The sequence below is a fragment of the Streptomyces sp. NA02950 genome (assembly GCF_013364155.1).
In the GTDB taxonomy this organism is placed as follows: Bacteria; Actinomycetota; Actinomycetes; order Streptomycetales; family Streptomycetaceae; genus Streptomyces.
Map to the genome: position 1 here is coordinate 9390668 of NZ_CP054916.1, position 15127 is coordinate 9405794.

Annotated in this window: 12 protein-coding genes and 2 pseudogenes; 12 read left to right on the top strand and 2 right to left on the bottom strand. The window is 69.6% G+C overall.

Annotation, left to right across the window (positions count from 1 at the left end; all coding sequences use genetic code 11):
• Positions 1-66: 66 nt before the first annotated feature.
• From HUT19_RS43785 to HUT19_RS40270, 11 genes and pseudogenes are all read left to right on the top strand, one after another.
• Positions 67-267, top strand: a pseudogene (locus HUT19_RS43785) (MbtH family protein); the annotation flags it as partial.
• A gap of 405 nt (positions 268-672) precedes the next feature.
• Positions 673-1818: a glycosyltransferase family 9 protein gene (locus tag HUT19_RS40225; RefSeq protein ID WP_176186149.1), complete on the top strand. Its 1146-nt coding sequence runs from the start codon at positions 673-675 to the stop codon at positions 1816-1818.
• On the top strand, positions 1815-3449 hold the full coding sequence (locus HUT19_RS40230; protein ID WP_176186151.1) for a carbamoyltransferase C-terminal domain-containing protein: 1635 nt from the start codon (positions 1815-1817) through the stop codon (positions 3447-3449). Before HUT19_RS40225 ends, HUT19_RS40230 begins: the two co-directional genes overlap by 4 nt.
• Positions 3446-4936 (top strand): D-glycero-beta-D-manno-heptose 1-phosphate adenylyltransferase, encoded by a 1491-nt coding sequence (gene rfaE2 / locus HUT19_RS40235; RefSeq protein ID WP_176186153.1) that lies wholly within the window; start codon positions 3446-3448, stop codon positions 4934-4936. Before HUT19_RS40230 ends, rfaE2 begins: the two co-directional genes overlap by 4 nt.
• Positions 4937-4940: 4 nt before the next feature.
• Positions 4941-5858, top strand: a complete 918-nt coding sequence (locus HUT19_RS40240) for an aspartyl/asparaginyl beta-hydroxylase domain-containing protein (protein WP_176186155.1) — start codon at positions 4941-4943, stop codon at positions 5856-5858.
• On the top strand, positions 5855-7708 hold the full coding sequence (locus HUT19_RS40245) for an ABC transporter ATP-binding protein (protein WP_176186157.1): 1854 nt from the start codon (positions 5855-5857) through the stop codon (positions 7706-7708). Before HUT19_RS40240 ends, HUT19_RS40245 begins: the two co-directional genes overlap by 4 nt.
• The gene (locus HUT19_RS40250; protein WP_176186159.1) at positions 7698-8300 is read left to right on the top strand and encodes an ankyrin repeat domain-containing protein; all 603 of its coding nucleotides are present in this window, start codon (positions 7698-7700) and stop codon (positions 8298-8300) included. Before HUT19_RS40245 ends, HUT19_RS40250 begins: the two co-directional genes overlap by 11 nt.
• Positions 8293-8706, top strand: coding sequence for a DUF5990 family protein (locus HUT19_RS40255; RefSeq protein WP_176186161.1), 414 nt, complete (start codon positions 8293-8295; stop codon positions 8704-8706). Before HUT19_RS40250 ends, HUT19_RS40255 begins: the two co-directional genes overlap by 8 nt.
• The gene (locus HUT19_RS40260; RefSeq protein WP_176186163.1) at positions 8703-9689 is read left to right on the top strand and encodes an aspartyl/asparaginyl beta-hydroxylase domain-containing protein; all 987 of its coding nucleotides are present in this window, start codon (positions 8703-8705) and stop codon (positions 9687-9689) included. The genes HUT19_RS40255 and HUT19_RS40260 overlap by 4 nt, the downstream gene beginning before the upstream one ends.
• Complete coding sequence (locus HUT19_RS40265) at positions 9686-11728, top strand: condensation domain-containing protein (RefSeq protein ID WP_176186165.1); 2043 nt, start codon at positions 9686-9688, stop codon at positions 11726-11728. Before HUT19_RS40260 ends, HUT19_RS40265 begins: the two co-directional genes overlap by 4 nt.
• A 73-nt stretch (positions 11729-11801) precedes the next feature.
• The gene (locus tag HUT19_RS40270) at positions 11802-12680 is read left to right on the top strand and encodes a GNAT family N-acetyltransferase (RefSeq protein WP_176186167.1); all 879 of its coding nucleotides are present in this window, start codon (positions 11802-11804) and stop codon (positions 12678-12680) included.
• A gap of 24 nt (positions 12681-12704) precedes the next feature.
• Here HUT19_RS40270 and HUT19_RS40275 read toward each other — a convergent pair whose 3' ends face one another.
• On the bottom strand, positions 12705-13640 hold the full coding sequence (locus HUT19_RS40275) for an endonuclease/exonuclease/phosphatase family protein (RefSeq protein WP_176186169.1): 936 nt from the start codon (positions 13638-13640) through the stop codon (positions 12705-12707).
• 148 nt (positions 13641-13788) lie between these two features.
• Here HUT19_RS40275 and HUT19_RS43790 point away from each other — a divergent pair.
• Positions 13789-13926: pseudogene (locus HUT19_RS43790) on the top strand (IS3 family transposase); the annotation flags it as partial.
• A 157-nt stretch (positions 13927-14083) separates the two neighbouring features.
• Here HUT19_RS43790 and HUT19_RS40280 read toward each other — a convergent pair.
• The gene (locus tag HUT19_RS40280; protein WP_176186171.1) at positions 14084-15028 is read right to left on the bottom strand and encodes an FkbM family methyltransferase; all 945 of its coding nucleotides are present in this window, start codon (positions 15026-15028) and stop codon (positions 14084-14086) included.
• Positions 15029-15127: the final 99 nt, after the last annotated feature.

Here is a 15127-nt window from a genome sequence, read left to right on the forward strand (position 1 = left end):
CTTGCCCCTGACGAGCTCGAACACCCGTCCCACAAACTGAGCAGGAGCTGTTCCGTGACCCAACCCGTGGACGACGTCACCGACGACCGCACCTACCACGTCGTCATCAACGCAGAAGAGCAGTACTCGATCTGGCCCACCGACCAGGACCTGCCCGACGGCTGGACTGTGGCGGGCAGGACCGGCAGCCGCGACGAGTGTCTCGCCCACATCGACGAGGTGTGGACCGACATGCGACCGCTGAGCCTGCGGCAGTTCATGGCCGAGCACCCGGACGGGCTCGCCGAGGAGGTCGCCGACGACCCGTACGCGGGCATTCCGACCCTGGTGGACCGGCTCTCCACCGGGCAGCACCCGATCGAGGCGTCGCTGCGCCCGGACCGCACGGCGGCCGCGCTCGGCGAGGCCGTCGAGCGCGGGTTCGTCTTCCTCCGGTTCACCGACACCGAGGGCGGTACCGAACTGGGGGTGGAGCTGGTGCCCGAGGATTGCGCGCTGTCCGGCGCGGACTTCACCGCGGGAACGGGGGAGATCCGCCTCAGCGGAGCTCTGGAGCTGGACTTCGTCCCGGTCACCTGCACCGCGTCAATCGATCTGGCCACGTTGACGGGCCAGGGGAGCCTGGCCGTTCGCGAGGTGTGACCGGAGGACGTGGACCGGAGCTACGGAGGCATGGCAGTGGTGGAGTCCGAGGTGTACGTGTTCGCGCGGCTCGCCGCGCCGGGTCTCGGCGACCTCGTGCAGCGCAACATCGCGTTCGCCTTGTTGCGCCGGGCCTACCCGGCGGCGACGATCACCGTCGTGACCGGCAGCTCGCTGGCGGCCCGGTTCGGCGAGTTCTTCGCGCGGCACAGCTACGCCACGGCCGTGCTGCCCTGCCCGGATCCAGGTGAGCAGGACGCGGACGGCTGGGCGCAGTTCACCGAGCGCCTCGCCGCGCGCGGGGCTCAGGTGTGCTTCATCGACCCCGACAGCAGGGGACTGGGCGCGAGGAAGGCCAGGGAGGCCGGGATCGGGGTCCGCCTGGGCCTGCCGGGGCCAGGGGTGCGCGAGGGCGACCTCACGCACCCGCTCCGGCTACCTCGCCCGGTGTTCGGCCGACCGGACCTCTTCGACCACGCGTCGGCGCTGGCCGAGGCACTCGGCCTGCACGGCAGACTCCGCGCGCACGCGGTGGTACCGGCGTTGCCGCGCAGTGCCACACCCCCACCGCAACTGGTCGCCGGCTCGCCCAGGATCGCCGTGCACCCTGGTGGTGCCCCGCACTGGAACCGGCGGTGGCCGCTCGGCAGCTACGCCGAGCTCTGCCGGCTGATGGTCCGGCATACCGGCGCCACCTGCTACCTGCTCGGTGACCAGGCCGAACGCGACGACCTGCGCCGCCTGGCCGCGGCCGTCACCGGGGCGCAGCCGGGGGCGCGCGTCGAGGTGGTCACGGGTACCTCCCTCGACGCGACCGCGAACCTGCTGGCCGCGATGGACCTGCTGGTCGGCAACGACTCATCGTTGGCGCACGTGGCCGCGGCAGTGCGCACGCCGACCGTGGTCGTCTACGGCCCGACCGGGACCGAGTTCCTCTGGACCCGGGTGTACCCGCACCACACGGGTGTCTCGCTGCGCTACCCCTGCCAGTCGGTCACCAACCCGGCGGAGGACGTCTCCGTCCGAGTCTGTGCACATGGCTGCCCCCTGTCCTACACGTCGCCCGACGGGCCCTACCCGAGATGCCTGACCGACCTGGCCGTCGAGCGGGTGTGGACCGCCGTGGCCCGGCGGCTCGGTGAGACCGGCGAACGCAGAATCGAGGTCGTATCGTGAGCAGCGGGCAACCGGACGCGGTCCGCACCATCCTGGCGGTCAACTTCAACCACGACGGCGCGGCCGTCCTGCTCTGCGAGGGCAGGGTGGCGGGCTTCGTCACCACCGAGCGGTTCTCCCGGATCAAGAAACACCCGGGACTACGGGAAGCTGACCTCGCCGAACTGCTCGACCAAGCGGGGCTCTCGCTGTCCGATGTGGACCACGTGCTGCTGTGCAACCTGCACAACATGGACTCGCCGGACATCGCGCTGCTGCACGGGTCCGACCTCAAGGAGACCTGGCTGGAGTTCTGGGTGGACCAACGCAACGCGCGGGTCAGCATCCACGGCCGGCAGATCCCGTGCACGGTGAACCCGGAGCACCACCTGCTGCACGCCGCCGCGAGCTTCTACACCTCGCCGTTCGACACCGCGGTGTCGGTGGCCATCGACCCCCTGGGCTGCCGCGCCTATCTGGGCCGGGGCTCCAAGCTGATGCCGATGCGGCGTGACTTCGACAGCTGGTTCACCGCCAATGTCGGCTACTGCTACGTGGCCGAGGCGATGTTCGGTTCGAGCATCGTCGGCGCGGGCAAGGTCATGGGGCTGGCACCGTACGGCGCGGCCGACGAGCCGACCGAGGTCGACCTCACCGGCATCACCCGGATCGACGAGCTGATCGCCCTGGCCGACCGGGACCCCGTGCCGATCAAGGTCGGCGACCGGGAGCTCAACGCCCGCCTGGCGCACTACATCCAGCGTGGCCTGGATATCCAGCTGATGGAGCTGTTCACCCAGCTCGGCCCGATCGCCGCGCGCGCCCGGATCGGACCGAACCTGTGCCTGTCCGGCGGCACCGCGCTGAACGTGGTCGGCACGGAGCCGGCGTTCGCCGCGTCCGCGTTCGAGCGGATCCACTTCCACCCCGCCTGCGGCGACGACGGGACCGCGATCGGCGCCGCCCTGTGGTACTGGCACCACGTCCTGGGCCACCCGCGGCAGCCGCACGCGAACACCGAACTGATGTACTCGGTCCGGCAGTACCCGGAACAGGCCGTGCAGCGCGCCCTGAGCGAGCACCGCGACGAGCTCTCGGTGGAGGCCGTCGACGACTACGTCAGCCGCGCGGCGGATCTGATCGCCGAGGGCGCTGCCGTCGGCTGGTTCGACGGGGCCGCGGAGATCGGACCCCGCGCGCTCGGACACCGCAGCATCCTTGCCGACCCACGCAGCCCCACGATGCGGGACCGGCTGAACGGGGAGATCAAGCTGCGGGAGCACTTCCGGCCGTTCGCCCCGTCGGTGCGCAGCGAGCGGGCGGCCGAGTGGTTCGGCGTGGCCGACAGCCCCTTCATGCTGCGCGCCGCGCCGGTGCTCAAGCCGGGGGTGCCCGCGGTGACGCACGTGGACGGCACCGCGCGCCTGCAGACGGTCCGTCGCGAGGACAATCCCGCCTACTACGACCTGATCCGCGCGTTCGAGGACCGGACCGGGGTGCCCATGGTGCTGAACACGAGTCTGAACACCCAGGGCGAGCCGATCGTCGAGAGCCCGCAGGACGCCGTGCGGACCTTGCTGGACGCGCGGCTCGACCATCTGGTGCTGCCACACATGGTCGTGCACAGGCGCGAGCGGGGGACTGCGTCGTGAGCGGCGATCTGCTCGGTCTGCTGGCCGCGGTCAGGGGGCTGCGGGTGGTGGTCGTCGGAGACGCGATCGTGGACAGGTACCTCACCGGCGTGCCCGTCGGGATGTGCAGGGAGGCGCCGGTGCCGGTGCTCGATCTGATCGGCGAGCACGATCAGTGCGGCGGCGCGGCGAACGTGGCGGCGAACCTCCGCTCGCTCGGCGCCGAACCACGGCTGCTCGCCGTCGTCGGTTCGGACGCTGCCGGCCATCAACTGTGTGCGGCGATGGCCGCCGCCGGGGTCGACACGGCACACCTGGTGACCGACGAGAGCCGAGCGACGGTGGTCAAGCGCCGGGTGCTGACCCAGCAGCAGATGCTGCTGCGGCTGGACGAGGGCAGCAAGGAGCCGATCGGCACGGCCGCCGCGGCCGAACTGGCCGCCCGGCTAGCCGACCAGCTTCTCCGGTGCGACCTGGTGATCGCCTGCGACTACGGCTACGGCACCTTCATCGAGCCGGTCACCACGCCGCTGGCCCGCTCCACGCGTCGCCCGCTGCTCGCCGTGGACTCGCGGACGCCGACCGCCTTCCGACCGCTCCGCCCGGCCGTCGTCAAGCCGAACTATGCCGAGGCCGTCGCGCTCCTGGGCGAACCCCAGCTCGCCTCGCCCGGCGAGCGAGTGCGCCAGATCCTGGATCACGAGGCCCTCCTGCTGGAGCGCAGCGGTGCGGAGCTCGTCGCGGTCACCCTGGATCGGGACGGCGCGGTGGTGCTGCAGGCCGGGCGTCCGAGCGTGCGGACCTACGCGGCCGGCCGCGAAGCCGAGACGACGGTCGGCGCGGGGGACACCTTCACAGCGGCGATCGCGCTGGCGCTGGCCGCCGGCGCCGACCCGGCATCCGCAGCGGAGTTCGCCTCGGCGGCGGCGGGCACCGTGGTGCACAAGCCCGGCACGGCGAACTGCGATCCGGCGGAACTGCGGCGACGGCTGGCAGGCACCGGCACGATCCTGCCCAGCGGCGAGCTGCCCGCCTGGCTCACCGATGTGGCGGGCCGCGGCTGCCGGGTGGTGTTCACCAACGGTTGCTTCGACATCCTGCACGGCGGGCACGTCTCCCTGCTCAGCAGGGCGAAGGCGCTCGGCGAGCTGCTCGTGGTGGGTGTGAACACCGACGGCAGCGTGCGCAGGCTCAAGGGGCCGTCCCGGCCGGTGATCCCGCTGGCGGAGCGGATGCGGGTGCTGGCCGCGCTGGGCTGCGTCGACGTCGTGGTGCCTTTCGGCGCCGACAGCCCAACCGAGCTGATCGAGCGGCTGCGGCCGGATGTCTACGTCAAGGGTGACGACTACACCGTCGCGGACCTGCCAGAAGCGCCGCTGGTCGAACGGCTCGGCGGCCGTGTCGAGCTGCTGAGCACTGTCGACGGCCGCTCCACCACCACGATCATCCGAGACATCCACGCACTGTCCGCCGACCGCCGCACCGTTCCGGACCGGAAAGGCGTATGAACTGATGGAGCCAACCACCGGAGCCCGGCGGACGGACCGGACGCGGCAGCGGTACTCCGACCTCATCGCCGACCTGCTCGCCGAGGGCGACGAGGCCGCCGCGCGGGCGTGCGCCGAGCTGGCCGTCGCCCAAGGCGTCTGGCGCCACCCCGACCAGCGCCCGACGCACTACGTGCCCTCCCTGCCGCCGATCCCGGTCTACGACCCGGCGCGGTTCTGGTTCACCGACTACCTGCGTGAGAGCTACCCGCGCATCCGCGCCGAGCTGGACTCGGTCACCGACCCGGCGGCGCGCGGCTTCCTGCCGGTGGAGGAGCCGCTGCTCGACAGGGGCCGGTGGGAGCAGGTGACCTTCTACGAAGCGGGGCAGCGGTTCGCCGACGCCTGCGACCGGTTCCCGGTCACCGCCGGCGTCATCGAAGCCATCCCGGAGGCGAGCGACGGTGGCCCCGGAGTGGTCACCCTGTCCTGGCTCCATCCCGGAACGCACATCAAGCCGCACTGCGGGGGGTCCAACGCCCGGCAACGGGTCCACCTCGGACTCGTCGTGCCGGAGGGACCGCGGATGCGGGTCGGGGACCAGATCCTGCGGTGGCGGGAAGGCGAGTGTCTGGTCTTTGACGACTCCTTCGAGCACGAGGTGTGGCACGAGGGCATCGAACCCCGGGTCGTGCTGCTGCTGGACGTCTCGCACACCGACCTGGACGACAGCATCCGGGACTGGATCCTCTCCGCCCGCACCGCGTTCGACGAACGCATCCGCGCGTACATGTCCGAGCACGGCATCGCACGCGCCGAGATGGTCGACGGCGTGCTGCGGCTCATCGCGGACAGCGGGACAGCAAGCTTGGTCACCCGGCACCTGCGCGAGGTCGACGCGTCGGCGGTCGAGCTCGAGGACGGGAAGGTCAGGTACGAGTGAATCCTCCCACCCCCACCGGCCCAGGGGCGGACCAGCCGCCGGGTCCCGGTTGGTCGCAGCTGTTCGCCCTGCTGCGGTTCGGTCCCCGCCTGCGGTTCGAGCTGGCCGGTTTGCTGGTGCTGGATCTGCTGTCCTACACCACCGTGCTCATCCAGCCCCAGGCGGTGAAGTGGTTGCTGGACTCGGTGTCGACCGGCGCGAGCTTCGTGCCTGCCCTGCTGATGCTCGCCGCGGTGGCCGTGGGCTCCGCGAGCCTGGTCACGGTGAGCAGCTACCTGCTGGGCAAGCTCGGGCTGCGGATGGTGCTCGGTGCGCGATCCGGCATGGTCGGCGCGCTTCTGCGGGCGCGGGTCACCACCGTCCAGCGCATGCCGATCGGCGACGTGCTCTCCCGGGTCGGCAGCGACACCACGCTCTTGCAGAACGCGTTGTCCGAAGCGTTGGTCCGTGGCGCGGTCGCCCCGATGGTCCTGGTCGCGACGGTGGTTCTGATGGCGCTCACGGACCTGACGATGGTGCTGGTGCTGATGGCCATCGTGGCCGTGGGTATCGGAGCGGAGCGACTGGTCCTGCGCCGGCTGTCCAGGGCGACCGAGGTGGCCCAGGCTCAGGTCGGCGAGATGCTCAGCGGGCTGCAGCGGGTCCTCGTCGCCTTCCGCACGGTCAAGGCCTCCGGCACTGAGGCACGCGAGGTGGACCAGATCATCGGGCAGGCCGAGTCGGCCTACCGGCAGGGAGCCCGAGCTGCGGGCTGGAACGCGGTCGTCGACGGCACCGGCTGGTTCCTCATGGACGTCATGTTCATCACCGCGCTCGGCATGGGTGCCGCGAAGATCGCCTCGGGTGAGATGTCGGTCAGCGACCTCGTCGCGTTCATGCTGTACATCACCGTCCTGCGCACACCGGTGGCGGTACTCACGAACGCCGCGAGCGCCATCACGGCGGGCCTGGCCGCACTGGCCAGGGTGAACCAGGTCCGCACCGTCCCGGCCGAGCCGGACGACCACGAGGCGACCGCCGCGTCGGCACCCGGTCCCGCTGAGGTCCGGGCAGCGGCCGGGATCGTGCTCGACGACGTCTGGGCGGGGTACCAGGACCACCCGGTGCTCAAGGGTGTCTCGCTGCACGTCCCGCATGGTCTCACCGTGCTGACCGGTCCGTCCGGAATCGGCAAGACCACCGTCCTGAACCTGATCGAGCGGTTCCTGGAGGTCCGCCAGGGGCACCTGCTGATGGACGGAGTCGATGTCAGGGCGTTGCGGCGCGACGAACTCCGCAACCGTCTGGCCTACGTCGAGCAGGACGCGCCCCTGCTCGGTGTGAGCATTCGGGAGGCCGTGCGTTACGGCACGGACTGCTCGGACGACGAGGAACTGTTCGCCGCCCTGCGGGCCGTCGGGCTCGCCGACTGGGTCGAGACCTTGCCCCACGGTCTGGAGACCGCCATCGGAGAGCGTGCGGTCGCGATCTCCGGTGGCCAGCGGCAACGGCTGGCGGTGGCCCGTGCACTGCTGCGCCACGCCGATGTGATTCTCCTCGACGAGGCGACCTCGCAACTCGACGCGGACAGCGAGAAGACCCTGCTGCGCACGCTCGTCGACCAGGCCAAGGTCCGCGCCGTGCTGGTGGTCAGCCACCGCATGTCGGTGGCGAGCCAGGCCGATCTGGTGATCCTGCTCGACGAGGGCACGGTCCGAGCAGTGGGGAAACACGCCGAGCTGCTGCGATCGGACGCGCTCTATCACCGGTTGGCGACCACGGGCCCAGCGCCGCCGAGACCGGGGCCACCGGCGGGCAGGAGCGGGCATGACAGCGAGCACATCGATCCGAGGAGTTTCCATGGCAGCTGAGCAACGACGTCGGGACGCACTGGCCGAAGCGTGCCGGACCGGCGACAGCCGTGCGATCCAGGAACTGGCGCCGACAGCAGCGGAACTCGCGGCGCGCGACGAGCACGGGTGGAGCGCGCTCGACCGGGCCGCAGGAAGCGGTGACCCGGCGACGGTGGCCGCTCTCCTCACGGCCGGAGCCGACCCGACCGCCACGACCGGGGACGAGCGGACGCCCTACGAGATCGCCGTGGCTGCCGGTCATCGGGCGGCTGCGGCGATGCTGCGCCAGAGCGCCGGGCAGGAGTCAGGCAACTGGACGCCCTACTGCCGGGCTTACCCGGTGGGCACGGTGCGCGCCTACCCTGGCTGGCCCCGGGAGGCGGAGAGAAGCGTCGACGACGGTTCTCCGGAGCCAGGCGCACTCGTCTACGTGCACGACGATTTCACCGTCACCTCCTCGATCTGGCCAGGTGAGGACGTGCTCCTGGCCGAGCGCACTCCGGAGTGGGAGCGCTTCTGCTGCGAGGAACTGGGGTTCTCGGTCCCCGACGACCTCGACCTCATCCCGTCAGCGAGCGAGCCGACCGACGTGCGGGTGAACCATGGCTGACCGGACCGTGCGTGCTGTGGTGACCTGGACGCGCCCGACCGAGCACCCGGCGGGCGTCGGCTTGCAGGACAAGGCGGGGGAACTCGTCGAAGGTGTCGGTTCCGCGGACGGTGCCCGCCGCTACACCGTGGACCTCGCGGTGCGCGAACGTCGTGGTTCCGACACCGGCGAGGTCGACTTCGGTGGCCCGTTCGTGTTCGGCACGGCCGGGGACCGCTTCCTCTACCTCAGCTTCCAGGGAACCGGCGGGTCGTGGGTGCGGCGATCGAAGATCGCCCTGCCCCGGGACTGGTCGCTGCCCGTCGGAGAGGAGATCCACGTGACGGTGGTCGATGCGGACGGCAGCCGCGCCGTGCTCGGTGGAACCGGTTGGTCGGCGGGCGCGCCGGAGAAGGGAAGGCCATGATGACCGCGAACCAGACTGCGGGCACCTCCAGCACCGTCGGTGCGCGTGCGTACCTGGAGCAGATGGTGCGCCGGTACTACGGGGGCTTGATCGACGCCTGGCACTACGCGGGCGAGACCGAGAAGGCGAGGGAATGCGCGGCCGCGGCGGTGCGGCAGGGCGTCTGGGACCAGCCGATGCAACGAGCGAGGGAGCACATCCCCGGGCTGAGCGCGCAGCCGCTGCACGACCCCGCCGAGTTCTGGTTCACCTCGTACCTGGAGGAGAGCTACCCGCAGATCCGGGCGGAGATCGAGCAGGTGCTCGACACCCCGCTCGACCCGGTGGTGTCCACCACCGACGATGCGGGCCTCATCCGCAGGGGCGACTGGAAGCAGGCGCACCTGTACCGTGACGGCCGTTGGCAGAGCCGGATATGCGCGCGCTTCCCGGTCATCACCGGCATCCTGGAAAGGATCCCGGACGTCACGGTGCTCAGCCCGGGAGTGATCACGGTGTCCCGGGTCACCCCGGACACGCACATCATGCCGCACTGCGGGCCGACGAACGGGTTGCTCCGCATCCACCTCCCGATCAAGATCCCGGCCGGGGTGAGCATCCGGGTCGCTGATCAGGAGATGCGGTGGGAGGAGGGCAAGTGCCTCGTCTTCGACGACTCGTTCGAGCACGAGGTGTGGCACCGAGGCACCGAGGACCGGGTGGTGCTGATCCTTGACGTGTTGCACCCAGAGCTGAGCGGTGACCATCAGGAGCGGCTGCTGCGGCGGCAGCACAACTTCGAGGAGCAGATCGTCTCATTCATGCGCGAGCGCGGTCTGCGGCAGGTGCGCGTCCAGAACGGCGAGGTCGTCCTCACCCCGGACGACACGGTGCGGCAGCTGGTCGAGACCTACCTGTCGGGCACCGGCATCACCGGGGCCGAGCTCGACGACGAGCAGGTGCGGTGGGAACGGCAGGACCCGCAGCCGGGACCTGGAGTATGACGATCCAGCGGCCGGATCCCACGGATCCACGGATGTCGTTCCCGGCGGATGTGCGGCGGGCGCCACTGATGTGGTCTCAGGAGCTGTACTGGTACGTGTACCACGTACCGCTTCCCGTCGCCCACAGCGCGAAGGTCGAAGTGATCGTCCGAATGCCGGGTTCGGGGGTCGCGGAGAGCGTGGTTCTTTCCGCCATTGGGAAGCTGATGCTCCGGCACGAGGCGCTCCGCACTCTCTATCCGACAGATCGGTCCGGTGTTCCCTTTCAGCTGGTCCTTGATCGGTTCGAGGTTCCACTTCCGTTCCGACGGGAAGGAAATGAGCCGGAAGACATCGAAGCGGTCTTCGATGCCCTTGTCACGCCACCCATGGATCAGGCCGTGGACCTTCCACTGCGAATAGGTTTCACGGTGCAGGATCGACGTGTCGCCACGCTCGTCCTGATCCTGAACCACATCTCTGCTGATGGGGCGAGCATTCCTCCCATTCGAGCGGACCTGGAGAAATATCTGAGTTCCCCGGATGCAGAGTACCCGACTCCGGCGAACGGACGGCAGACGAGCATCCAGCCGCTCGCGCTCGCACGGCAACAACGATCGGGAATGCACGATTCTGTGCACGCCAAGGCCTTGCGGCATTGCGAAGAGATCCTTTTCTCTGCGCCGGGCGCCCAGTTCCCCCGCTTTCGTTCCATGAGGAATACCGATCCGCGCATGGCGGCCGGCGATCCTTATCGGCGAGTAAGCCTCCATTCGCCCCAACTTTTCTCAGCCCTGAAAACGATATGTGCACGGCCGGATTTCAGCGCGTCATCCCGGATTTCTACGGCGTTCATCATGGCTGTCTCCGCCCTGTCCGGAAACCCCAGGGCCGTTGTCAGGACGACCTTCTCAAATCGATTTCGGGAGGTCAGGGAATCCGTCGGTTGCTTCTTCCAGGAAGCGTGGGTAGCTGTGCACCCGCTTCCGCATCTCACCGTCGCGGAACTGATGGCCGACGCCAAACTGCGGATCTTCGCGGGGGCTCGGCACGCGCAGTACTCCTACCTGCAATTTCGTGACCTGAAAGCGCGGGTCGAGTCACAGCGTGGCATCTCGATCCGGCTGGGCACAGTCTTCGACTGCGGCGACCGGTTCGAGGAGAAGCTGCAGAACCCGGACACCCCAGCCTGGCCCGCAGAAGCGCGACCGAGCAGGTCGATGAAAAGGGGCGACTGTGTGATGCCCGAGGAGTACACCGACCTCGCTCTCAGAAGTTACCCGATGAATGGCGATGTAGTCTTGGACCTCATCGCGCACAAGTCCGTGATCGAGCCGGACCAGATCGACAGGCTGCTGATCGGCATGGAACAGTTCCTCATCGCCTGGGCGGACGAGCCGGACCTGGCCGACGCCACCGTCTCGGAGGTCGTCGAACGATTCGGACTGCCGACCGCACATTACGGTGAGGGCTGGGCCTACGTCGATCACAGTTGGGTGAACACGGCAAAGCTGGCACGAATCCTCTGTTCGGTCGAGGGGGTCGAGGCTGCTCTGGTCAGCGTCGTGGAACGCTCTGCGCAAGAGCAGGCCCTCATGGCTCGCCTCGTCGGGGCGCCGAGCAGCCAGGCGACGGTCCGGGCACACATCCTGGCCGTGCTGCGCGAAGAAGCGGACCTCATGTGCCCGCACGAGTTCGTGTGGTGCGACGAGTTGCCGGAGCCCGAGGCTTCGACATCCACCGAGTTCGCCGCGTCTGGCACGGCGACCTTCAGCTCGGACACCACCTCGGAAACTCGTAGTGGCCCAAACCGTCAGGCCGTCGAGGCGCGCCACCGGGCAATGGTGACGGCTCTGTCGGTCGTTCTGGGCGACGCCCCGGTCGATCTGGACTCCTCGTACGGCCAGCAGGGCGGTAGCGCCGCTCTGGCACCTGCGGTGGTGAAGCACTTGGCGCAGCTGGGATTCGTGGGACCCACCCCGGACGATCTCCTCGGACCGTGGCCCTTGCACGCCGTAGCAGAACTCTGCACCCCGCACCACGACTCGGTCGCTCGATGAGCACCACCGACGCGTGTCGGCGTCGGCGGCACCGGGCCTGCGTCGCCGCCATCGCGCCGAAGAACGGGGAGCAATGAATCTCAAGACCGCTCGGCTGGAACTGCTGCCACTCGACCCGGGCCAGCATGCCGAAGCGCTGCACACGGTGTACGGAAACGCGGCGGTGATGCGATGGTGGACCTCCATCCCGACCGGCTCGGTGGCGCAGACACGCCAGCTGCTCGCTGAGGAGCAGGCGAGACCCGATGCGACGTTGTGGGCGTTGCGCCGAGCCGATGACAAGCTGGTGATCGGCATGGCCGGTTTGCTTGGTGGCGTGGCCATCCCGGGTCTGACCTGGATCCTGGCCGAACAGGCGTGGGGACAGGGGTTCGCCACCGAGGCGGCCACCGCGGTCATCGACTACGCCTTCCGGCACGTCGGGCACGACCGGGTGGAAGCCTGGGTCGAGTCGACCAACACCCGCTCGATGGCGGTGTGTCGGAAGACCGGCCTGACCGAACGCGGCCGGCTGTCCCAGCGGTACGAGCACCGGGAGCAGCCGCACGAGACGATCGTGTTCGGTCGTGCGAAGAAGTCGGACCCGATCTCGGTGCTCCACCTCGATCCGGTGCTCCAGGTCGCCGATGTGTCGGCCACGGTGGAGCTGTTGCGTACCGCCTTGGCGGCCCGGGTGTCTTTCACCGTGGGCGAGCCCGCCGACATGGCCGGGCTCGTCTTCGGCCCGTGGAGCACCGGGCCCGGGGTACGCCTGGTCCGGCGTCCGGCCCAGGAGTGTGCTCCGCTGGAGTTCGGCCTCGACGTCAGCGCCGGCTTCGCCGACCTCTACCAGGCGGTAGCGGCCTCGGGCGTCACCGGCATCGAGCCGCCCGCCGACAAACCGTGGGGGAATCGCGAGTTCGCGTTCCGGCTACCGGAGGGGCATCGCATCGTGGTGAGCGCCCCGGGCTGACATCCGCGTCGCGCTCGGGGCTGCTCAGGCGGTGGGCAGGCGGATCTTGGTGAGGATCGCTCGGTGGTCGCTGCCTGCGACGTCGATGAGCTCGTAGCGGGTGACGGCTGTGGCGGCTGGTACGAAGACGTGGTCGATGTGGATGCCGGCCCAGCGGGGCAGGCTGGCGGGGAACGTGGCCACCAGGCCCTGGCCCGACCCGTCGGCGGCGCTGCGGCAGGGGCCGACGAGTTCCTGCAAGCGGGCGTGGTCAGCGGTGGCGTTGAGGTCGCCCGCGATGATCGGGGTGACCGGCTCGTGCGCCCAACGGGCCAAATAGCCGATGTCCGAGCGCCACGTGCGCACTCGGGTGACGATGTTCGGGGCGTCGGTGTGCGCGGCGATGAAGCTGCGCCGGCCGAGGATGCCACCAGTGGCGCGCAGGTGGCGGTAGCGCAGCTCCGGGCCGGACGTCACGTCGATGTCGCCGGCCCGGGGCCCGGCGAGCAGGACGACGCCGACGCCGTCGACTTCACCGGGCAGGATCGACACCCAGGCGCGGTAGCCGATTCCGTCGATCAGCGGCATGAGCTTGTCGTGGAAGTCCCAGCCGGCCTCCGAGAGCGCGACGAAGTCGGGACGTGCGCGTTCGATCAGTGTGGCGAGGGCACTGGTGTCAGCCCGGCCGTGCAAAACATTCGACGCGAGGATCGTGAGATCGTCGGCGCTCCCGACGGCCATCGGGCGGCGGCGCGCGCGGCGGAGCAGGCCCGGCACGGCTGCGCCCGCGATGAGACCGAGCAGCGCTGCGGTGGACCGTGCACGCCTGACCGGTGCCAGCGCCACGGCGGCCGCCGCGGTGGCGACGGTGAGGTACGGGCGGGTCGCGGCGATCATCGTCATCGGGTAGCGGTGATCGACACGGAGACGATCGCCGTGCAGGGCGGCGGTCAGTGCGACCACAAACGCTCGGGATGTCATACCCCCGCCAACGACGATGGCACAGCACGGGTTCCCGTGTTCGCCCTATGAACAAGTGCGCGCCCCTGCTGGTTACGGTCAGGTCGCGGAAGGTCGCCGCGGATGGTGAGGCTCAACAGCACGTCCGCCTGGCCGCCGTTGGTGTCCCGTTGTGCGGGCACGCCGTACCACCATTCCCGAGCCGTCGGCGACACCGATGCCGGACCTGCTCCAGCGAGACTTTGCCGTCCAGGAGCCGAACACCAAGTACGTGGGAGACATCACCTGTCTCCCGATCGGCAACGGCCAGGCTTTCCGGAACCGCCGGCCGAGACTCAAGGTGTGCGGTGGTCATCAGGCATACCTTTTTCGACCGGGTTGCGGCTGGAGCGCCGTGAGTGGAGGTGGAACCGTGGCGTGGCACCCGCACCCGAGGCCCTCGCCAAACGACGGACCCGTGGCGCTCACCCAATGACGTTGCCGACGTCTGTGGTCGTCGTGTCGCCGGTGGTGCGGGGCCGGCGCCAGAAGCTGTTGTAGGGCGTCACCTTCATCATCAGCAACCACCCGTCGGCGTGCAGGTGTTCGATGACGCGGGTGTCAACGAAGTCCTCTACCAGCAGCACCGTCTCAGCGGCCCGCGCCACCGAGACACGGGCCCCCTGCAGCACAGCGCACTCGAGACCCTCGACGTCGATCTTGAGTACGAGCAGGTCCAGCTCCGCCACGTCGGCCAGCTCGGCGTCGAGGGTGGAGACCGGCACGTGCTCCTCAACGACGTGGCCGTTCCGGACGACGATGGCCGATGAGTCCAACCCGCTGGAGCCGGGCTCGTCTACGTCGAAACTCAGCGTCGCGGTGGTCACCGAGCCGTCCCCGAGCGCGCGCTGTCGCACGTCGACCGCGTCGTCGAGCCCGTTGGCCGTGATGTTGCGACGCAGGAGCGCCGCCGATGAGGACGACGGCTCGAACGCGAGGATCCGTACCGGGTGGGCGCGCACATGGTTGCCGACGGTCACCGAGTAGGTGCCGAGGTCGGCGCCGACGTCGACGAACACCACGTCGCGGCGCATGCGGACGGCGCGGTCGAACTCGGCCAGCAGCGCATCGACGTCGGGCCGTTCGAACGCGGGCGACGCACACGCGGCGTCCATGGTACCCGGGCGCAGGTGGAAGGTACCGAAGACCGAGTCGATCCGCGTGATGTCGAGGAACGCCATCCGCAACGGCCGACGGCCCAGCAGCCGACAGATCGAGTACGCAGCCTCGTAGACCAACATGCGCAGGCGTGGCGAACGGACGTCGCGGGGCAGCAGCACGGTTTTGTGCATCACATAGCCGGCAACGAAGGTCAGGCGCCGCCGCCACGAGAGCGTGACCGGCACGGCAGGGGTGTTCGAGACGACCATCTGTGCAATTCCTCTCCGTCGGCGGCCTGCCGACGCGTAGGAGGACCATCGTCTCGCGGCGCTGTCGCGCGCGGCTTCGACGGTCACGATCGGCGGACC